This is a genomic window from Fictibacillus solisalsi (assembly GCF_900103485.1).
In the GTDB taxonomy this organism is placed as follows: domain Bacteria; phylum Bacillota; class Bacilli; order Bacillales; family Fictibacillaceae; genus Fictibacillus_C; species Fictibacillus_C solisalsi.
Window position 1 is genome coordinate 1,561,616 of sequence record NZ_FNHW01000001.1, and the last position, 20,596, is coordinate 1,582,211.

At 43.6% G+C, this 20,596-nt stretch carries 16 protein-coding genes and 1 pseudogene; 3 read left to right on the forward strand and 14 right to left on the reverse strand.

Going from position 1 to position 20,596, the window contains the following annotated elements; translation table 11 throughout:
• Nucleotides 1-137 precede the first annotated feature (137 nt).
• Both BLT53_RS07980 and BLT53_RS07985 read right to left on the reverse strand, forming a co-directional pair.
• Entirely contained in the window at nucleotides 138-3,086 is a 2,949-nt protein-coding gene (locus BLT53_RS07980) for an endo-1,4-beta-xylanase (RefSeq protein ID WP_090233984.1), read from the reverse strand.
• A 1,165-nt stretch (nucleotides 3,087-4,251) separates the two neighbouring features.
• A complete protein-coding gene (locus BLT53_RS07985; RefSeq protein ID WP_090233986.1) occupies nucleotides 4,252-4,992 on the reverse strand; it encodes a L,D-transpeptidase family protein in 741 nt (246 codons plus the stop codon).
• A gap of 230 nt (nucleotides 4,993-5,222) precedes the next feature.
• On the opposite strand from BLT53_RS07985, the gene BLT53_RS07990 reads away from it, so the two are divergent.
• Nucleotides 5,223-7,325, forward strand: coding sequence for a molybdopterin oxidoreductase family protein (locus BLT53_RS07990; protein ID WP_090233987.1), 2,103 nt, complete (start codon nucleotides 5,223-5,225; stop codon nucleotides 7,323-7,325).
• Nucleotides 7,277-7,456, forward strand: a complete 180-nt coding sequence (locus BLT53_RS07995) for a hypothetical protein (protein ID WP_090236785.1) — start codon at nucleotides 7,277-7,279, stop codon at nucleotides 7,454-7,456. Before BLT53_RS07990 ends, BLT53_RS07995 begins: the two co-directional genes overlap by 49 nt.
• A gap of 44 nt (nucleotides 7,457-7,500) precedes the next feature.
• Here BLT53_RS07995 and BLT53_RS08000 read toward each other — a convergent pair whose 3' ends face one another.
• From BLT53_RS08000 to BLT53_RS08020, 5 genes and pseudogenes are all read right to left on the reverse strand, one after another.
• Nucleotides 7,501-7,809, reverse strand: a complete 309-nt coding sequence (locus BLT53_RS08000; RefSeq protein ID WP_090233989.1) for an MGMT family protein — start codon at nucleotides 7,807-7,809, stop codon at nucleotides 7,501-7,503.
• A 405-nt stretch (nucleotides 7,810-8,214) separates the two neighbouring features.
• The gene (locus tag BLT53_RS08005) at nucleotides 8,215-8,700 is read right to left on the reverse strand and encodes a DinB family protein (RefSeq protein ID WP_090233990.1); all 486 of its coding nucleotides are present in this window, start codon (nucleotides 8,698-8,700) and stop codon (nucleotides 8,215-8,217) included.
• Between the two features lie 134 nt (nucleotides 8,701-8,834).
• Nucleotides 8,835-9,866: a spore photoproduct lyase gene (gene splB, locus BLT53_RS08010; RefSeq protein WP_090233992.1), complete on the reverse strand. Its 1,032-nt coding sequence runs from the start codon at nucleotides 9,864-9,866 to the stop codon at nucleotides 8,835-8,837.
• A 15-nt stretch (nucleotides 9,867-9,881) separates the two neighbouring features.
• Nucleotides 9,882-10,124 carry a transcriptional regulator SplA domain-containing protein gene (locus tag BLT53_RS08015; protein ID WP_090233994.1) on the reverse strand — a complete coding sequence of 81 codons (243 nt, stop codon included), beginning with the start codon at nucleotides 10,122-10,124 and terminating at the stop codon, nucleotides 9,882-9,884.
• Nucleotides 10,125-10,217: 93 nt separating this feature from the next.
• Nucleotides 10,218-10,764: pseudogene (locus BLT53_RS08020) on the reverse strand (GNAT family N-acetyltransferase).
• A gap of 507 nt (nucleotides 10,765-11,271) precedes the next feature.
• On the opposite strand from BLT53_RS08020, the gene BLT53_RS08030 reads away from it, so the two are divergent.
• Nucleotides 11,272-11,703, forward strand: coding sequence for a DUF4395 domain-containing protein (locus tag BLT53_RS08030; RefSeq protein WP_090233997.1), 432 nt, complete (start codon nucleotides 11,272-11,274; stop codon nucleotides 11,701-11,703).
• A gap of 39 nt (nucleotides 11,704-11,742) precedes the next feature.
• Here BLT53_RS08030 and BLT53_RS08035 read toward each other — a convergent pair whose 3' ends face one another.
• The 7 genes from BLT53_RS08035 to BLT53_RS08065 form a co-directional block, all read right to left on the reverse strand.
• Nucleotides 11,743-12,243: a metal-dependent hydrolase gene (locus tag BLT53_RS08035; RefSeq protein ID WP_090233999.1), complete on the reverse strand. Its 501-nt coding sequence runs from the start codon at nucleotides 12,241-12,243 to the stop codon at nucleotides 11,743-11,745.
• A gap of 84 nt (nucleotides 12,244-12,327) precedes the next feature.
• Nucleotides 12,328-14,766 carry a DNA topoisomerase IV subunit A gene (gene parC, locus BLT53_RS08040; RefSeq protein ID WP_090234000.1) on the reverse strand — a complete coding sequence of 813 codons (2,439 nt, stop codon included), beginning with the start codon at nucleotides 14,764-14,766 and terminating at the stop codon, nucleotides 12,328-12,330.
• Between the two features lie 3 nt (nucleotides 14,767-14,769).
• Complete coding sequence (gene parE / locus BLT53_RS08045) at nucleotides 14,770-16,743, reverse strand: DNA topoisomerase IV subunit B (RefSeq protein WP_244520380.1); 1,974 nt, start codon at nucleotides 16,741-16,743, stop codon at nucleotides 14,770-14,772.
• 174 nt (nucleotides 16,744-16,917) lie between these two features.
• Nucleotides 16,918-17,334, reverse strand: coding sequence for a CoA-binding protein (locus BLT53_RS08050; RefSeq protein WP_090234003.1), 417 nt, complete (start codon nucleotides 17,332-17,334; stop codon nucleotides 16,918-16,920).
• A gap of 194 nt (nucleotides 17,335-17,528) precedes the next feature.
• Complete coding sequence (locus BLT53_RS08055) at nucleotides 17,529-19,046, reverse strand: carboxypeptidase M32 (RefSeq protein WP_090234004.1); 1,518 nt, start codon at nucleotides 19,044-19,046, stop codon at nucleotides 17,529-17,531.
• Nucleotides 19,047-19,165: 119 nt separating this feature from the next.
• The gene (locus BLT53_RS08060; protein ID WP_090234006.1) at nucleotides 19,166-19,405 is read right to left on the reverse strand and encodes a hypothetical protein; all 240 of its coding nucleotides are present in this window, start codon (nucleotides 19,403-19,405) and stop codon (nucleotides 19,166-19,168) included.
• A 12-nt stretch (nucleotides 19,406-19,417) separates the two neighbouring features.
• A complete protein-coding gene (locus BLT53_RS08065; protein WP_090234008.1) occupies nucleotides 19,418-20,554 on the reverse strand; it encodes a THUMP domain-containing class I SAM-dependent RNA methyltransferase in 1,137 nt (378 codons plus the stop codon).
• Nucleotides 20,555-20,596 lie beyond the last annotated feature (42 nt).

The following is a 20,596-nucleotide window of genomic DNA, read 5'->3' on the forward strand; positions in this document are numbered from 1 at the left end:
AAAAATAAAAGTAGCCCATAGGACTACTTTTATTATTTTCTACCAATAAACTTCTGGCGTTATTTGAATAGCACAACTGAAATGCTTTAAAAAAGGTTCCAATAAAATAAAGTCAATTTTATTATGGACTTTCAAAGCTACTGCACACTGGTTTGCTGTGCTGCCTCCTGTTGTTCAGCTTCTTTCACAATATAGCATTTATGAATCTTGTTGTTGCCCTTAGTGTCCACATAAACTTTATATGGTCCCACCTGGTAAACGTCTGCCGCGTTGTTCCTGATTAGTACCTCTTTCGTGTAAGCCTCCTTCGAATCATCTGCGTATACTTCCGTAACGGTAATTGTCAGTTTGTTTTGATTACCATTGAGTTTCTCTACCGTAGCCTTCGGTGTCGCGTTGACGACAGTGACTACCGGGAGAATTACCGCGCCAAGTAATTCGGAACCATCATACACTACGACTGCATAATTCGCGCCGCCGTCAACATCGCTGCCTTTAACGCTAATCATCGCTTTGCCGTTTGCAAATGTCGCGGAAGCCACTGAAACGCCGTCCTTTTTCAACACCGCTTTGGAACCATCAGGTACATCCGCCGTGAGGGGGATGTTGGCGTTACGCTCACTCACAATACGCTCCACCGGGCTGTGGCTTATTTCAACGCCTAGACTCGTTAAGTCTTCGTATGAATAATTGGAAACGTACTCATACAACTTAACACGGCTATCGGCTGCATAGTCCTCCAGAGGATCCGTGCCTCCTTGGCCGACGAAACCGTTTTCGTTTCCGTGGAGCGCATAAGTGTAATTGCTTGAACCAGTATGGGAAAATAACGTCGTCTCGCCGGTATCGGGGTCTATACCCGTGTTAAACCATACCGCTCGATCTAATGCATTATCTCCAATAGTTGTATCTGTGCGTAATGAAGCCGTCATGTCACTGCTCAAATCCCGCCACAAAATAGAAGGGGCGACAAGGCCACCGTGAACGAGACTTAACATATTGTATCCAGTGTAACCGTTAGCGCTTGTATATGGTCCCGGATCGGGGCTGGTACTCTCATTAAAGATAAATCTCATATTGTCCTGAATCAGCTTCGGCGCTACAATAACATCGTCAACTATGGTAACAGGCGTCCCCGCAAGCCCTCGTTTGGCGTTTGTTACACCGCCAGTCGCAGGGACGGATGTCACGTTCCTATTGGTCAGAGCCACACCTGAGTTGGCGGACACAACGATATAAGTCTTACCGGATTCGATCGTTTTGGCCATTCTCCAAAAATTTTCCGGAACAGTGAAATCTGTAACACGCGCCGGATTAATCGGAGTCCATTTCTGATTCCACAAAGATTTCTTTAACGTCAATGTTTTTAAATGATCATCGTCTATACTACTATCTGTATTAATAGAGAACGTGCCACCAGTATGTTTTGGTAAGGGCTGGATTTCCTTACTGTTGAGCATTGCCAGTTTACCGTCGTCCCGATTATAAAACTCCTGAAACAGTTTGAATTTGGTTTCACCATCACTGAAACGGATTTTGACGGTTGAGCGGTAGCCCGTATCCTTATAGTTTTGGTCTTTCTCCCACTCGGCGGTCATATGCCCGAAGTTTACCGTATACGTCGTCGATATTTTCGGGGAGTCCTTCCGGGCAATTTTCACTGTGGCCACGGCAGGCTTTTCTGCGCTCACCGTGCCGCTAGCGGGGTTGAGTTTAACACTGACGTCAACATCATCGTCAGGGTATTCGTGTGCGATGTTCGCGGCAGAGAAGTCAATCTTTGACACGTCCTTTGGCACGTTAACATCAAATTCGGTTTTGCCCGCTACATTGAAAACATCACCGGCGAAGTCAAACGACGTGAGCTTTGGCGGCAAATCATCCAGCCCCAGATAAGCCTCCGGATTTATTATGGCCCAATATCCTTCTTTTGGTGTACGACTGGAGTCGAATGGCAGCGGGTATCCCGTCCTGCGCCAGCTATTGTTATCAGACACACCCCAGAATGTAACACGTTCTATATTATTGGAATACTTCTTATATAGCATGAACAGCTTGGCGTACAATTTTGCCTGCTCCTTTAATTGCGTCTCGTTAGGGGGAACGTCGGCAGAAGTGCCGTTGAATTGTACGTCGAGTTCGGTTATGCTGATCTCACAACCGGTTTCACTGTATATCTTTAAAACTTCATCTAAATTATCCACCTTGAGTCGGAGGTTGTAATGCCCCTGTATCCCGATGCCCTCAATCAGTTTCCTGCCGTTTGCCTTAGGGTGCTCATTTGCGTATCTTTCGTTAAGCTCGTTGACCATTGAGGCAATCGCGATTGCTTTGTTGGGGAGTTCCTCGTCGTTAAAGTCATTGTAATACAGAATTGCGTTGGGAGCTGCCTCACGTGCAAACAAGAAGGCATCATAGATATAATCCCACCCGTTTCCGCCGTTAGCGTAGGCTTCAAACCATCTGGACGGCCGTTCCGTTGGTTGAATGCCGGAGCGAAGCGCGTTCCGCCAGTCGGTCGGATTTTCGGGATTATCCCTCATTGCTTCGTTAACAACGTCCCAGGTGTTGAGCTTATAAGGACCCTCACTATAGTGTCCGGCAATTGTAGAAATATATCTTTTCAAGCTGGCCCTTGCTTCAGTATAATTCTGACCGCTCTGCGGCCAGCCAGCTGACTGATTGTGCCAGGCCAATGCATGTCCAATCGTATAGAAACCGTCGGCTTTAACTTTAGTTAACATGTTGTCAGCTGATGTGAATGATGGATCGCGAGTTGGGTTGGACCATATGGAGTCGGGTTTCGTGGCGTTTTCAGGTGTTAATGCGTTATAGTGGAACTTCATAAAATCATACTTCGCTGTATCGGTTAAATCGCCCGGGCTAATAGTATTGCCGATAAGAAAATAATCCTTGTAGACTTCTTTCAGCGATACAACCTCTGTCGCTGAATTGCTCGAAGCCTTCTCATTGACACCCTCTGCAGCTGAAGCTTTGATGACCGGTAATGCGGTAACGGGAAATGAACTTAAGGTAAAAACCAACGCTAAAAAATATGTAAGCAGGTTTCTAGCTTTTTTCTTCAAAAAAACTCATTCCTTTCATACCTTTTATCACTCTTTTTTGTTATTTGGAGCTTTGTTTGTAGAACATTATTAGATACAATAACTCATCCCGATGGTCCCATCATATTTTCGATTTATACGAATACTCTGGTTGATTATACATACCTAATACACCATGCCATCATTACATTTGTACTCATGCACACACTCTCTAAAAATGTATTTCTTTTATCATATCCGTACACCCACTTCCCCCTCTGGTTTAAGTAAGTCAAAATCCTAAATTAATTTTGACCTAAAACCTTTATTACTATGGCTTTCACCAATAGTTTCCAACCTCCACCCGCTTCGGCTGCTAATCTTTCATACTTAACTGCTATAGGTGTTTCACGTATGATAGGTGTTTGATTCCTTAGTGTTCTTCAGCACTGACAGGTATATCTTTGAGCTTTGGGTGTGCTTTTCCGCGTTCTTGCCCAACGCAAGCTACAAGTCCCTATATGACATGTTCTATGTCTTTCTGTCTGTTCATTCAGCCTCCACGTTACCATTCGTGAGTTCAAGCTCACTAAACTCTAACAAATACAGGTTTAATAGTAGAAAATTCAATAGCGATTTCCTCCTCTTAAGTTTTGTAATCGCTATCATTTTGCCGAAACTGATTGTTTTATATTATAAAACTACGTTCTCTGAATCGTCGGTCAATTTTTCAGAACCCTTCTTTTAAGAGATTAGTTGTTTTATAATATAAAACTCCGTTTTCACTATTAAATTATCTGATTTCAATCATAGCTCGGTGCCTAATTTATGTCAATAATATTTTCTAAATTTTTCAACTATTCTATCAATTAATATTCCAGAATTATTTATTTTGAATTGGGCTTATTTAAAAGGAAAAATACCCTTTAATAGCACACTCTAAATATAGAAGGTTTTGAAAACACTATCATTTTGCCTTAAATTAGCAGGTCATTCTGTTATCGAATTAAAGCAGTTTTTCCATCTGAACAGTTGTAATAATTGATTTTGGCAGATAATAATCTTAATTTGCTCAATACTTTTTATCCATGCTATTCTTTTCCTAATATAGAAGTTATTATGCAGCTCTTGAAATCATTTAACCAAAAACCTCCAAACCTCACTGAATTGTGAAGCCTGAAGGTTATTTTCTTGCTTTATTTATAATTCACAGCATACCAAGCGCTTTCTTCGTTGCCGGACCTACAAGGCCATCCACCTTCAGCTTCTTGGCCTTCTGGAACTTCCGGACCGCAGAATCTGTATTCTTGCCGAAGATACCATCGATTTCTTTGGTGCTGTAGCCTTTTTGGGTTAAGAGCTTTTGCAATTCCTTCACTGCCTCACCCTTGCTTCCTTTTTTTAAGGTGCCGGTTGAATAGGCCGGCAGTGAAGACCCCTTCCCTTTCAGGCCATAGGCAGATGCGATCGAATCATACGATTTGCTTGAACTCACGATGACTACACGTGTATTCACTTTAACTCTCGTAAACAGCCATTGCACTTCATTGTTGTACATACGGATGCAGCCTGCACTCGCATAGGTGCCAATTGACTTAGCATTGTTGTTCCCATGGATGGCATAGGTGGTTCCCCATGTTCCTCTTGCATTCAATCCGAGCCATCGATTTCCGAGTGGATTTCTGGGATCTCCCCCTGGAATGTGGCCGCTGTAATAGGGCCGGTTTACAATTTTGTTCACAACTTTGAACTTTCCTTCTGGTGTGTAAGACTTTTGCCTTCCGGTTGCCACTTTAAATACACTTTTGAGACGGGAATTTTCATAGTACGCCAATTCATTTTTCGATTTGTTGATGATAATAAATTGGCTGGCGGCTGCTGCCTTGGCCGGGTGGGCAAAGAACAGAAGAAAGCTAAACGTTAACAAAAGCACGACAAATTTTTTCATGGATTCCCTTCCTTACATAAGATTTGCTGTTTGTTGCCAAACAATAAATCATATGCATCATCCACTGAAATAGATTACAAATTTTACAAAAAGATGTCGTTTGCGTTAAAATTCCACTTTTTGTTCACGTATGTTTTTTCTTCAGAATCCTTTTCATTTTGTTCAAATTCATTGATAATATAGAGAATATCAACCTACAAAACAACCATGAGCTTCGAAAGGAGTAACCAATGAGTACATATACCACAAAGGAAAACGGTGTTGTTCCCTCTGTATGCCCACTTGACTGTCCGGACCAATGTGGTCTGCTTCTTCATAAAAAAGATGGGAAAATCATAAAAGTACAAGGAGATCCGGACCATCCCGTCACACAGGGCAATATCTGCAATAAAGTTAGGAATATGCCTGAAAGACTGTATGATCCGAAGCGGCTGACAACTCCACTGAAGAGAATTGGCGCAAAAGGAAGCATGGAATTTGAACCCATCAGCTGGGATGAGGCGATTGATACGATTACATCCAAATGGAAAGAGCTTGTAGCTGACGAAGGACCTGAGAGCATTCTCCCCTATAGCTTTTATGGAAACATGGGGATCTTAAGTGCCGAGGGAATGGACCGGCGTTTTTTCCATCGGCTTGGTGCGAGCCGTCTTGATCAAACCATATGTTCTGTCGCCGGTTCAGTCGGTTACCGTTATACCATGGGCGGTGGTTTTGGCATTGACCCTATGGATACGGTACATGCCAAGCTATTTATTTTTTGGGGGATCAATGCCGTCAGCACGAATATGCATCAGGTGGCGCTCGCCCAAAAAGCAAGGAAAAACGGAGCAAAGATTATTGTGATTGACGTTCACAAAAACCGGACAGGTATTCTTGCGGACTGGTTTATTCCGATTCTTCCTGGAACAGATAGTGCACTGGCCCTTGGTATCATGAACTATCTTTTTGAAAACAACCTGGCCGATATGGATTTCTTAAAAGAGTATTCCACAGGTTATGAAGAATTGATAGAACATGTTAAGCAATATGACCTGCATACTGTAGCTGCTATTACGGGTGTTTCCGCAGATGATCTGAAAAATCTCGCACATGAGTACGGAACGGTCTCTCCTTCGTTCATCCGAATCGGAAATGGCCTGCAGCACCATGACAATGGCGGAATGGCTGTGCGCACCATTGCCTGCCTTCCCGCCGTAACAGGTCAATGGCTGAAACAGGGCGGCGGTGCCATTAAGTCCAATTCCAGCTATCTGTCCCATAATACAGCTGCTGTTCAGCGTCCTGATCTTTTAAAAAACAAAAATACCCGGTTTATTAACATGAACCAAATCGGCAGTGCCCTACTGGAAGCTGAGCCCCGCATCTCGTCATTGTATGTGTATAACAGCAATCCGGTTGTTGTAGCACCTGAAGGAAATAAAGTAAGAAAAGGATTTGAGCGGGAGGATCTGTTTACAGTGGTTCACGATCTATTTCTGACCGAAACCGCTGCCTATGCAGACATTGTGCTGCCTGCCACCTCTTCGTTTGAGAATACCGATTTTTATACCTCCTACTGGCATAAACACGCGCATCTACAAGAGCCGGTCATAAAGCCGTATGGAGATAGCAAATCTAACCCCGACGTATTCCGTCTCCTTGCTGAAGCGATGGGGTTTGATGATCAAGCATTTAAAGATTCAGACGAAGAAATGATTGAACAGGCCTTTGAACACCCGGCCAATCCTTATGTAGAAGATATTAGCCTGCGGTCACTCAAAGTAAGAAAGTTTGTTAAATCCAAGGATATTCCGCTGTTCTCACGAAGACTTTCCACTCCGAGCGGGAAAATTGAATTGTATTCCAAACAGATGGAACGTGACGGCTATCCACCGCTGCCGACCTATATTCCGCTGCCGGAAGACGGGGAGCATCCTTTTCTGTTTGTGCCGGGGCCGAATCACAACTTTTTAAATTCGACCTTTAGCAATAACGATAAGCATATCCTGCTCGAAAAATTACCGAAGGTCCATCTGAATACCCGTGATGCGGCAGATATGGGCGTTGAGGATGGAGACTTGGTCCGTTTATGGAATGATCGCGGGGAATGCCAGCTTCATGTGGCAGTTGGTGAAAATGTTTTGCCGGGTGTAGCGGTAACGATGGGGCTTTGGGCAGACCTGCCTGGCACCAAACAGCTGGTCAATTCCCTGACACCAGACCGGATTGCCGATATGGGAGGGGGCGCCACCTTCTTTTCCGGCAGAATCAGTATTGAAAAAATTTCTCTCGGGAGGAAATCATGTACCAAAGCAGGATCCGGCCTAAAAATGATGACCGAAAAAATGTAAACACCACACTCAGCCAGTCTCTCTACAAAGAAATTAAGGCACTGGCCGCCAAATTTGACCGTCCGGCCAACGACTTGCTCGAAGAAGGCATGCGGCATGTGATTGAAAAATATAAAAAGAAACACACCTAATCAGTTTAAAAGGATGTACATCCCCGTATGGTTGTACATCCTTTTTAGCATTCTGGCCAAAATTGGTAAACTGTCAAATTAATTTTACCCTCAGAACTTACTTGAATTCCTTCACTCTCCAGAGACAACTTTTGAACGGCATACATCTCTTCATCCTTGAACCCAATCTCCCCCTTCGTATTGATGACACGGTGCCACGGAAGCTGGTGTTTTTTGCTCATGGAATGAAGGACCCGGACGACCTGCCTTGCTCCCCTGGGACTGCCAGCGAGCTTTGCAATCTGGCCATACGTCATTACGTTGCCTTTTGGAATACTTTTTATAATCCTTACTACCTCATCAGTAAACTTCATCATTTCCCCTTACATGCTGTTTTCTATAGTGTACATGAAAAACCGGCACAGCTGAACATAGCTGTACCGGTTAAATTATTCTTATTTTTATCTGTTACTTAAATTTGGCTTCCGCCCAGTCTGCATGATCCCAGGAATTCCCGTCACTGGTAGCATTCCTCCCTATTAATGAAATTTATGGACTGTAATGGACGCTCGTTTTTCCCTCCTTTTGTATTTTTCCAGAAACGTTTGTAATCGCTTACATAAAATTTAACAAGCTAAACCGATAAAGTAACTCACCGAAATCTTCACTTTTTTGCGAATTCATGGATTATTTTGTTATTTATTAATTAAATGAGATAAATGTTATACAAACACAGCAAAAACCTCTGCAAAGATGCAGAGGTTCCCGGGATCGAGCTTTTAATATAAATCAAACATGTTGATGTCATATCCCTGTTCTTTCATGTAGTTAAACAGCTGGGCGCGGTGGTGCTGGGCATGGGTCACAATTTCAATCAGCCATTTTGCTTGAGCCGTCCCATGATCCAAGTAGAAGGCCTTTGTTTCTTTATGCAAAAAATCTTCATCTTCAAGGCTTTCCATATAGCGCCTGACCTCAAGCAGTCCTTCTTTCATGAATCCCGTCCACTGCGCCGGATCATGCTCCTTGGATAGGCTCGCTTCGAGTTCCCGAATGTCTTCTTCAGGCTTCTCCTTGAGGATCAGAAGATCGGTGGACGGAACCGACACCAGATGCAGCATCACTTCATGCAAGGAACGCATATTTTCACGGGGCCTGTAGTCAAGATGGTTGGGGGATATCTTTTCGATCAGGTTTGAGGAGGTTCTGACGATCAGTTCAAGTTCTTTCAGTAGAAGTTCTTTCATTTCTTTTGTTCCACTCAATTGTCTCACTCACTTTCCAAAAATATTGAATAAATCGTTGACATGGTCTTCCAGCTTTTATTTCGATGTATTCCCCCGTTTTTCCTTGCAACACTACAAAAACCAGGCCCTTGTTAACAAGGCCTGGCTGCTACTCATGTAAAATATTCAATCTTTGCGTTCGGAAAATATGTGTCAATATCGGATTCCAGACTTTCACGCAATGCATGCTCTTCCTCTTTGCTGTAAATGTATTTTCCGATTCCATACCTTCCCCATTTATACCGCCGTTCTTCCTCATTCATTTCGAGTTTGGTTTTAGGATAGTTTTTTTCAATGACGCGTTTGGCGGGTTTCGTGAAGCGATGCTGTATCAATTCAAATGTGATGTCTTCCCTTGCGCTTTGTGGAAGGGCGGCATCGAGTTTTTCAAACAGCTCACGATAGCCCTCCTGCCAGCCTTCGTGAATATAAATAGGTGCAACAATAAAACCAAGCGGGTAGCCTGCCTCCGCCACTTTTCTTGCGGCTTCTATCCGCAGATCAAGGGGAGAGGTTCCCGGTTCAAAATATTTAATCACATAATCGGCATTCACACTGAACCGAAACCGTGTACGCCCGTTGTGTTTCGCATCCAGCAGATGATCGACATGATGAAATTTGGTAACAAAACGCAATCTGCCCAGCTCCGACTGGCCAAAATACTCAATCGCGTGTTTTAACGTATGGGTTAAATGGTCAATACCCACGATGTCCGAAGTACAAGAAGCTTCAAACCGGGTAATTTGCGGAGCTCGTTCTTCCATGTACTGCTGCGCCTGATCCAATATCTCCTCCACATTGACATATGTGCGGATATACGGCTTGCTACCCATGGTCGTCTGCAAATAACAATAATGACAATGGCCCATGCAGCCTGTTGCAAATGGGATGGCGTATTCTGCAGATGGCTTGGAGGAATCAAATTTAAGCGTTTTTCTAACCCCTACCACAAGGGTGGATTTTGCATTCCGGTATTTTTGAAAATCGGTGTCACCCGGGATGTTTCGAACCTGGTTGTGGGAGGTTGTTTCCCGAATCTCAAGGCCCATATCTTCAAATTTCTTTTTAAGGGTTACACCGAGGGGGTACTCCAATGCTCTTGGTTCAATATATACAAGCTGAGGAACAAACGGTTTATTCTTCAATGAGGACACATCCTTTTACCGATACTGATCATAATCAAAGATTTCTTTATATCTCTCCTCCGCTTGTTCATATGTATCATAAACTGCGTCATCCTCTGCCAATAAATGATACGACTCATGCAGAAATAAAGCCAATTGCTGTTCATTTTCCGGATGCCGGACAATTTCAGCTTCTGTAATGTTTGCCACATTAGGCGTGTGGGGATTTCGATAGATTACATATACCTGGTCCCCTGCTTTGTACTCTCTTTTTTCCATAAGTTCTCCTCCTTTCATGTTCTCTGTCCATTTTATCCTTGCCTTCCCATCCGTTTTTTATGTCAAAAAAGCCCTCCCTTAAAGGAAAGGCTTTTACTCGTCATTTGGATTAATAAGGGCCAGCACCTGGTGATCTTCCCATTGGCCATTGATTTTAACATTTTTCACGGGCCAATCCTTCTTTATGGAATCCGGCTTTTTCCAGCACACGAATCGATCCGATGTTATGGGGCATGACACCCGCTTCAATCCTGTGCAGATTCACTTTATTAAACGCGTAATCCACAATGAGCTTAACGGCTTCCGTTGTATATCCCTTGCCGTTTTTTTCCTTGTCGAGAAAATAGCCGATGAAAGCGCTCTGGAGTGAACCGCGCATCACGTGAAATAAACTTATCGTACCGATCAACCTTCCATCTTGTAAAAAGATTCCAAAATCATATCCCGAATCATTCTTCTGGCGCTGCTCAAATTCATTGATTCGGTTTTGTTGGTATTTCATTGTATAAAATTCATCCGAACGCGCCATTGAAAATTTTTCAAAAAAGTCTTTGTTCCTTTTTTCCAAGTCAAGCAACTCTTTCGAATCATCTCCGGTAAAAGGGCATACATATATGTTGCTCCCAGTTAGTTTTCCCATTATTTCGCTCCTATTCTAAATAAGCCTATTTAAAGAATAAGGAGTTATAAACTTTGTGTCCAGTACAGCTTGAAACTTTCAAACATGTGATACCTTTGTTAGCCGTTTCATGGCTGCCATTCCAATTATTGAAAAACAGCACATAGACGCGGCTGATACCAGTATCCCTGCCCAAATGCCAAAAGGCGGGGCTATATGTAGGGTTTTATATAATAGAAGCACGCCGAGTGATAAGATGAACAGCGTTATGGAAAATAAAAATAAAAGAATATAATGAACAACATAAAACAACATAAAACGGTTACAATTCATGTGCTGTAGTGTGAGTCCATTCCATATAAAATCTACGAATCTTTTCATTTTGCGCCTCCTTATATACATAATAGACGGTCTTTGGTTTAATTATTCATATATTTCGAAAAGTGTTTACATTTATGGTTTTACTTCACACTATTTTCCCGTTACTATATACTAATTATATTCCTATGCGAAAGGTCGGATTTTTTTATGCAAGAACACCCTGTTTTCATTCCCAGACCCTTAGTAAAGCTCAATCAGTGGTTTATCGTTTTGTCTGTAGCTTCTGTCTGGATCACCGGAGCCTATTGGCTGTTACTCCTTCCGCTTGCTGCAGGATTGTCCGGGCTTTTATTACGTTATAACCCGATCATGCAGTTGGGTAAACGTTTCTTAACCAAACCCCTTTCTTCTTATATTCCCGAAGACTGGGACCAGCAACAGTTTAATCAAAAGATAGCCGTTCTTTGCCTCTTCCTTTCCTATCTATCTTACCTGATGAAATGGCAGACAGCCGCCTATGTATTCACCGGCATGGTATTTGCTGCCGCCTTTATTGCGATTCTTGGGTTTTGCATTGGCTGCTTTATCCGTTTTCAATGGCTGCAATTCAGGTACAGAAGACAACGGGCCAAAAGTTAAAATAAAACCACAAAAAAACAGCCATTGGCTGTTTTTTTTTTAAATATGAAAAATATGCTCTTTCGCCAGCAATGCACAAGCTGCGATCATCAATATCCCTGAGATCGCCGTCTCTGCAGAGGACCCTGTTTTCGTATAGATTGGTGAACGAAATCGAATATGTATCGGATATAAAAACTGAATTCCCCTGGTCGTGCAGGCATCCAATATGAGATGGCTGATTACACCTGCCAATAATCCATATTTTATATCCGTGCTGTAACTTGTATATAGCAGATTAGACACCCAGATGACAGCAGCAATAAAAAGCCAGCTGTGCGTTATGGTGCGGTGTCCAAAGGTCTTGCTCACTAGTTTTGAAACTAGTTTTGTTTTCCGTCCTGCCCATGAATTGGGATGGCAGAGATCAGGAAGTAGACTCCCCAATATTCCTGCCCCATAGTAAATGAGCTGATGATCCAATAAAGTAGGTCCTGCTATCCATTGATTGGCCAATGCTGCCGCGGCCAATCCTCCCATTAAATGTGTATTGCCTTTCATTATTCACCTTTTCTAGTTGTTAGTTAACATAATATTATGTCGGTAAACTCAATTATATAAAAAGAAATAAAGAGCAGCAAAGCGCTACTCTTTGTTTTCCTCAGTTACAATCTTCCTCCAGACTTCAACCACTTCTCCGGAATCGCTGATGTCCACAAGATAGGATCCGTTATTATACCGGTCTGCGTTCTTTAACTTTCCGGTCTCAACCGTTACTATACTTCCATTCTTTGTTTTTACGTCCAATGCGGCATCATTTTCTGAAAGTTCCACATCAACCACGCGATGCGGATTGCTCTTAAGCTCCCTCAGCATAACAAGGCCCCTTTTCGCTCTGGTTGATTTATCAAACTCCGTAATCCGCATTTTCTTGATTGCCCCGCGGTGAGTAATCAGTACGAGTGATGCCTTTTCTTTATTCTTCAGTGATTTTCCGCTGACAACAAAATCTCCATCTTTCAGATTAATGCCTTTCACACCGGCTGCACGCTGTCCCACTACATTGATTTCGTTCTCATCGAACCATAATCCATATCCATAATGAGTAGCGATAAAAATATCATCGTTTCCAGTAGTCAGCTGCACATCGACAACTTCATCCTCGCCCTTTACCTTCATGGCCATCAGCATTTTGTTGTAGCGCTGTGCTTTGTAGGAAGAGAGTTCCGTCTTTTTGGCCATTCCCTGCCTTGTAAAAAAGATGAGGTATTGATCATCTGTAAACTCTTTAATCGGCATAATCTTGATCAATTGTTCATCCCGGTCAAACCCGACCATGTTCGCCAAATGCTGGCCCATGTCTTTCCACCGGGCTTCATGAAGTTCATAAACCGGCATATAAATGTAATTTCCTTTGTTGGTGAACATCAACAACGTATCCGTTGTGTTTAATTGTTCAGCCAAGAGAAGACGGTCTGTATCTTTCATGCCAGGCGCCTCACCGTTGGAAGCGGAATATGAACGAAGAGAAGAACGCTTGGAATATCCGTCTTTTGTTACAGTAACCATCACATCCTCAGATGGAATCATCACTTCCATATTGATTTTGATCTCTTCGATTTCGTCTTCAATGACCGTTCGGCGTTCATCTGCATACTTCTTTTTGATTTCTGCCATCTCTTTTTTAATAACGTTGAACAGTTTCTTCTCACTGTTCAAAATACCTGTCAAATGAGCGATTTTCTTCTCAAGCTCTTTTGCTTCTTTTTCAAGGGTTGTCACATCGGTATTGGTCAATCTGTACAATTGCAAGGTCACGATGGCTTCTGATTGCGCCTCCGTGAAGTCATATTGCTGTATCAAATTGTTTTTTGCATCTCTTTTATCCTTGGAACCGCGGATAATCCGGATCACTTCGTCCAGAATGGATATAGCTTTAATGAGCCCTTCCACCACATGCTGCCGCTCATTGGCTTTGTTGAGATCATACTGTGAACGTTTGGTCACAACTTCCTTTTGGTGTTCGATATAAGCTGAAATGATATGCTTTAGGCCCATCAGCTTCGGTGTCTTATTATGAATCGCCACCATGTTGTAGTTATAGGAAACTTGCAGGTCCGTATTTTTGAAAAGATACGCCAGCACACCTTCAGCATGGGCTTCTTTCTTCAGTTCAATAACGATTCTCATTCCGGTTCGGTCCGTTTCGTCCCTTACTTCAGCAATCCCTTCAACCTTCTTGTCCAGGCGAAGTTCATCAATTCGTTTGACGAGGTTCGCTTTATTGATTTCATATGGAATTTCCGTAATCCTGATCTGCTGCCGTCCGCCTTTAATTTCCTCGATCTCTGTTTTCGCACGCACGATGACTCGTCCTTTTCCTGTTTCAAAGGCTTTACGAATCCCTTCCTTGCCTTGCACAATACCGCCAGTCGGAAAATCAGGCCCTTTGATGACCGTCATCAATTCATCAAGCGAAACATCCGGGTTCTCAATCTGCATCGTAACAGCATCGATCACCTCACCCAGGTGATGGGGAGGAATATCGGTTGCATAACCTGCTGAGATCCCTGTAGACCCATTGACCAAAAGGTTCGGATATCTTGCTGGCAAAACGACCGGCTCTTCTATCGTATCATCAAAGTTCGGTGCGAATTCCACCGTGTTCTTTTCGATATCACGAAGCAGTTCTGAAGCAATGGAGGATAGGCGCGCCTCTGTATACCGCATAGCGGCCGCCGGATCACCGTCAACACTTCCGTTGTTTCCGTGCATCTGAATCAGCACATTTCTTACTTTCCAGTCCTGGCTCATCCTTACCATCGCTTCATAAACAGATGAATCCCCATGCGGATGGTAGTTGCCGATGACGTTTCCGACGGTTTTTGCCGATTTCCGGTACGGTTTTTCAGCTGTATTTCCTTCCTGGAACATCGCATATAAAATGCGGCGCTGTACCGGTTTCAAACCATCCCTGGCATCAGGTAGGGCACGGTCCTGAATGATATATTTACTGTAACGCCCAAAGCGGTCGCCAATCACCTCTTCGAGCGGAAGATCCATAAAACGTTCTAATAATGACAAAATCTAAACCTCCTCAGGATACTGATCTGATAAGTTTTCGTTATCAAGAATGTTGGTATCCTCATTTAAACCAAATTCGACATGCTCTTCGATCCATTTTCTGCGGGGCTCTACTTTATCTCCCATCAGAACTGAGACCCGCTTTTCTGCACGGGCCGCATCATCGATTTTCACCCTGATCAATGTTCGGGTTTCAGGATCCATCGTAGTCTCCCACAGCTGATCGGCGTTCATCTCGCCGAGACCTTTATAGCGCTGGATGATATAGCCTTTTCCAACCTTCTTTTGTGCTTCTTTCAGCTCATCATCATCCCATGCATATTCAATGATCTCTTTCTTTCCGCTTCCCTTGCTAACTTTGTACAAGGGCGGAAGAGCGATATACACACGGCCGCTTTCAATGAGCGGCTTCATGTAACGGTAGAAGAACGTCAGAAGCAGCACCTGAATATGGGCTCCGTCCGTATCCGCATCCGTCATGATGATGACTTTTTCGTAATTCAAGTCCTTTTCAGTAAAATCAGACCCTACACCAGCACCCAACGCGTGGATAATGGTATTGATTTCTTCATTTTTGAAAATATCAGCAAGTTTTGCTTTTTCCGTGTTGATGACTTTACCACGAAGCGGAAGAATCGCCTGAAAACGGCGGTCCCTTCCTTGCTTGGCTGATCCTCCGGCAGAATCGCCCTCCACGAGATAGAGCTCATTTTTAGCTGGATTTCTGGAGGTAGCCGGTGTTAACTTTCCGCTAAGCATCGTTTCCTTCCGCTTATTTTTTTTGCCGTTACGCGCATCTTCCCTGGCCTTGCGGGCCGCCTCACGTGCCTGGGCCGCTTTCACAGCCTTTCGGATGAGCATCTCAGCCGTTTGCGGATTTTCCTCGAGGAAGTAGGAAAGATGGCCGGAAACAACACTGTCTACACTCGAGCGTGCATCACTGCTTCCGAGCTTGCTTTTCGTCTGCCCTTCAAACTGAAGTTTTTCCTCCGGTATCCGTACGGAAACAATAGCGGTTAAGCCTTCACGTATATCTGAACCGTCCAGGTTTTTATCTCGTTCCTTTAAAAGGGAAACTTTTCTTGCATAATCGTTCATGATCCGGGTGATGGCAGTCTTTGCTCCGGATTCATGCGTTCCGCCATCCTTTGTCCGGACGTTATTTACAAAAGAGAGGACATTTTCGGCATATCCGTCATTAAATTGAAACGCAAAGTCGACCTCGATATCATTTTGGTCACCTTCAAAACTGACCACCGGATGGAGAACATCTTTATCTTCATTCAAGTAGCCGACAAAAGCTTCCAAGCCAGTATCATACTGAAAGCTCTCACTCTCGCCGCTTCGTTTGTCACTGAGCTCGATTTTTACCCCTTTTAAAAGGAAAGCTGCTTCTCTCAGGCGTTCCCTTAACGTTTCATAATTGTAGTTGGTGGTACTGAAAATGGCTGGATCCGGCTTAAAGTGGATGATGGTACCCGTTTTCCTTGTGGTACCTATTTCTTCAAGTGTAGTTACCGGCTTTCCGCCAAACTCAAAACGCTGCTGATAAATAGTACCGTTTCTGTGAATCGTCACCTCAAGCCATTCAGACAGCGCGTTAACGACGGATGCTCCAACACCATGCAGTCCGCCGGATGTCTTATAGCCTCCCTGGCCAAACTTTCCTCCCGCATGAAGCACAGTCAGGATGACTTCCGGTGTTGGTTTCCCCATTTTGTGCATCCCCGTTGGCATGCCACGTCCTTCGTCACGAACACTTATACTATTATCTTTATGTATCGTGACGTATATATTGTTGCCGTGCCCAGCAAGTGCTTCATCGACGGCATTATCTACGATTTCATAAACGAGATGATGCAGCCCGCGGCTGTCTGTGCTCCCGATATACATCCCGGGTCGCTTCCGGACCGCTTCCAGGCCTTCTAATACCTGAATGGCGTCATCGTTGTAATCTAAATGTGGTTTACTAGCCAAAACACTTTCTCCCTTCAAAAACATACAATAAACTAATCATACCAGAACGTTTGTTTCTATTCCAGAAATCAAAAATAAGTACACCGCTTTCTATTTTATCTTTTCTGCTTCAATCGTGCAAAAACCTTTTGGACTTATATAAAAAACCACCCCATCGTAACGGGTGGTTAAGACTTATCTGGCTAGCCTGGCGTACTCTACTTTGATGCATTTATCCATGATGGAAATTACATTGTGTTCTTTCAAATAGTCATAAGCTTCGTCATTGGCAAGACCGAGCTGTGCCCAAAAAATATCGGCTCCAATCGCTACGGTATCCTTTGCCACTTCGGGTAAATACTCACTTCGGCGAAACACGTTTACAATATCCACATGGCCTTCAATGTCCTGCAAGGTTTTCACAGCCTTAATCCCGAACACTTCATCCACGGTTGGATTGACAGGAATGATTTCATAACCGGCATCTCTCATAACGGAGCTGACCATGTAGGAAGTTTTCATGGGATTGTCCGACAGCCCTACAACAGCGATCCTTTTTTTGTTTTTTAGAATGTCCCTGATTTCATCATTGGTTGGATTTTCAAACCGCATTCTCTTCTCCCCCTTAAACATAAAAGTTTATATTAAAAACCAATATAACAAAATTCATTTGTTACCTTATATATCGACTGAAATCCGACTTTTCAAACACATAAAAAAGCCGTCCCATGATGAGTTGGGCCTTTTCGGTGGAAAGAATTAACCGAAAAGCTCCAAGCCCCTTCGGGATTCCGGCTTTCGTGGAATCATTTAAGTGAGTAAATGGAAGAATATTTTTCCTCAAAGTAACGGATCAAATAATCAGGATTCAATCCCTCACCCGTTACATCCTGAAGAATTTCCATTGGCTTTTTCATTTTTCCATATTGATGAATATTTCGGCTCAACCATTCCTGAATCGGCTTAAGCTCTCCTTTTTCGATCAGCTCATCAAATTCAGGAAGATCCCGCAGCATGGCCTGTTTCAATTGGGCTGCATAAATGTAGCCGAGTGCATAGGACGGAAAATAACCAAAGCTTCCTCCGGACCAGTGAACATCCTGCAGCACGCCTTGACTGTCATTTTCTGGTGTAACTCCTAAGTATTCCTTCATTTTCTCATTCCAGATGCGAGGCAGATCCTTCACTTCAATTTCATCATTAAACAATCCTTTTTCAATTTCATAACGGACAATGATATGCAGTGCATATGTCATCTCGTCCGCTTCGATTCGAATGAAAGAAGGCTCCACGATATTAATGGCTTTATAAAAGGCATCAAGATCAACATGGTCAAACTGGCTGCCGGCTATTTTTTTGAGAGAAGCATAATGGTGCTTCCAGAACCCGCGGTTCCGGCCCACGAAATTTTCCCAGAACAGTGACTGTGACTCGTGAATCCCCATGGACGTGCCAGTACTGAGCGGAGTACCGACCAGGTCTTCTGAAAGGTTTTGTTCATACAGAGCATGTCCGCCCTCATGAATGGTCCCAAACACAGCTGTTCTGAAATCATTTTCTACATAACGGGTCGTTACGCGCACGTCACCTGGATTTAACCCGATCGCAAATGGATGAACCGTTTCATCCAGACGGCCAGCCTGAAAATCATAGCCCATCTCTTTCAATACCTGAAGGCTGAATTTCTTTTGCTTTTCTTTGGAAAATTGTTCAAAAAGAAAAGAAGTTTCCGGCTTTCCTGCTTCTGTTATTTTTTGCAGCAGGGGAACAATGCGGTCGCGCAGTTTGGAGAATGTGGCATCAATAATTTCAACGGATACACCAGGCTCATACATATCCAAAAGGGTATTGTATTTGTTGCCCTCATATCCCCAATAACCGATAAAACGCTTATTGAATTCCACAAGCTTCTCCAAATAAGGCTGGAACATGGCAAAATCAGACTGTTCTCTCGCTTCTTCCCATACACTTTCTGCTTTCGACTGCAAGATCACATACTCTTTGAATTCTTCCGGAGGAATTTTTGCATTTCGTTCATATTCTTTTTTGACTTCCTCAAGTGTCTTTTTGGTTACCTCAGACAACGAGCTGTACACCTGCTCATGAGATAATTCATCTATGTAAGATTTCATTTGTTCTGAAGTGGACATGGAAAACACATCAGCGGATAGTGTGCCAATGACTTCCGAACGCTGGCTGACACCCTTTTTGGGAGCTCCTGTGCGAAGATCCCAATACATCAGGCCTATCGCCTCATTCAAATGCGTCATCTTTTTTACATACTCTAAAAATTCCTTCTCCACTGTTTGCAAGATTTTTGACATTCTTTTCTTCCTCTCTATATCTAAGTAGACTGACTATACCATTCTTACTATTCGCCGGAAAATAAAAAACTCCTTCTACAGTAAAAAACAGCCCGTCTGGACTGTTTTCTCCCTGTGTATTAATGCAATCGTTCCATGTATGCCGATACGCCGTGTTCTCCACGGATGCCAAATTCGAAGTATAGTGCCTGTTTCAGTGCATCGTCAGCTTCGATTAATGCCTGACCATAAGGTTCACCATGCTTTTCGGACAGAGTCTTGATGGTCTCGTAAGCATGCATCAGCTGAAGAATGTAATCCGCTTTCCGGTCCATTTCCATCACCTCTGTAACAGTATGGACCAATAACGGCTTCTTCATGACATCCCGTCTTTAGTTTCTTGGCGGCCTTTTGCCAAAATACTGGTAGTAATCGGTTTTAATATGGCCGTTATAAAGCTTTCGCTTCTTGGTAGCAGGTTTTCCGTAAAGCTGCTCAAAATGTTCATTGGAGGTGATAACATAAACCGACCAAGTGCCGAGCGGCCGGAACACATTACCCATGTCACGGTAAAGCTGTTTCACTTCTTCCTTCTCGCCAATCCTCTCACCGTACGGCGGATTTGAAATGACATACCCGTACTCTTTCCTTGTGGTAAAATCCCTAACCTGCATTTGCTTGAACGTTATAAAATCACCGAATCCCGCTTCCTCTGCATTATTAATGGAAAGCTCAATCATCTTGTGGTCAATGTCTGACCCCTGGATATCCAGCGGTGTATCATATTTCGCCAAGTCGTTTGCTTCTTCAACGGCCCTGTACCAAACCTTCTTATCAATCCACGACCATTCTTCGGATGCAAATTCCCGGTTCAGCCCCGGCGCAACGTTCTGGCCGATCATGGCCGCTTCAATAGGGATGGTTCCTGAACCACAAAACGGGTCTACAAACGGCTTATCCGGGGTCCAGTTGGTCAATTTAATCAGGGCTGAAGCCATCGTTTCTTTGAGCGGTGCTTCACTGTGAAGCGCGCGGTATCCCCTTTTATGCAGTCCGGTTCCACTCGTGTCAATCGTCAGTGTAGCAACGTCCTTTAATAGAGCAACTTCGATCCGGTAAAGGGCACCATCTTCCGGAAACCAGGTTTCTCTCTGATAGGCGCTTTTCATTTGGTCCACGACTGCTTTTTTTACAATCGCCTGACAGTCAGGAACACTGAAGAGCTTGGACTTTACCGATTTGCCGATCACCGGAAATTCGCCGTTCTCCGGGATAAAATCAGACCAGGGAAGCGCCTTCGTCTGTTCAAACAATTCATCAAACGTTTCTGCTCTAAACTCACCAACTAAAAGCTTTACGCGGTCGGCTGTCCTCAGCCAAAGATTGGAACGGCAAAGGGCGGATTCGTCACCTTTAAAGATCACCTTTCCGTTTTCGACTTTTACATCCTCAAAGCCAAGGTCTCTCACCTCATGGGCAACGAGGGATTCCAGTCCCATAGCTGCCGTCGCAATATACGTTAAACTCATAAGAGGTCTCCTTATGTTTGATTTTCCACTACTAATATACCC

Excerpts from the sequence above, each read along its gene's own strand:
- BLT53_RS07985 (WP_090233986.1), bottom strand. The coding sequence starts at position 4,992 with ATGAAAAAATTTGTCGTGCTTTTGTTAACGTTTAGCTTTCTTCTGTTC.
- BLT53_RS07990 (WP_090233987.1), top strand. The coding sequence starts at position 5,223 with ATGAGTACATATACCACAAAGGAAAACGGTGTTGTTCCCTCTGTATGC.
- BLT53_RS07995 (WP_090236785.1), top strand. The coding sequence starts at position 7,277 with ATGTACCAAAGCAGGATCCGGCCTAAAAATGATGACCGAAAAAATGTA.
- BLT53_RS08000 (WP_090233989.1), bottom strand. The coding sequence starts at position 7,809 with ATGAAGTTTACTGATGAGGTAGTAAGGATTATAAAAAGTATTCCAAAA.
- BLT53_RS08015 (WP_090233994.1), bottom strand. The coding sequence starts at position 10,124 with ATGGAAAAAAGAGAGTACAAAGCAGGGGACCAGGTATATGTAATCTAT.
- BLT53_RS08030 (WP_090233997.1), top strand. The coding sequence starts at position 11,272 with ATGCAAGAACACCCTGTTTTCATTCCCAGACCCTTAGTAAAGCTCAAT.
- BLT53_RS08035 (WP_090233999.1), bottom strand. The coding sequence starts at position 12,243 with ATGAAAGGCAATACACATTTAATGGGAGGATTGGCCGCGGCAGCATTG.
- BLT53_RS08050 (WP_090234003.1), bottom strand. The coding sequence starts at position 17,334 with ATGCGGTTTGAAAATCCAACCAATGATGAAATCAGGGACATTCTAAAA.
- BLT53_RS08055 (WP_090234004.1), bottom strand. The coding sequence starts at position 19,046 with ATGTCAAAAATCTTGCAAACAGTGGAGAAGGAATTTTTAGAGTATGTA.
- BLT53_RS08060 (WP_090234006.1), bottom strand. The coding sequence starts at position 19,405 with ATGAAGAAGCCGTTATTGGTCCATACTGTTACAGAGGTGATGGAAATG.
- BLT53_RS08065 (WP_090234008.1), bottom strand. The coding sequence starts at position 20,554 with ATGAGTTTAACGTATATTGCGACGGCAGCTATGGGACTGGAATCCCTC.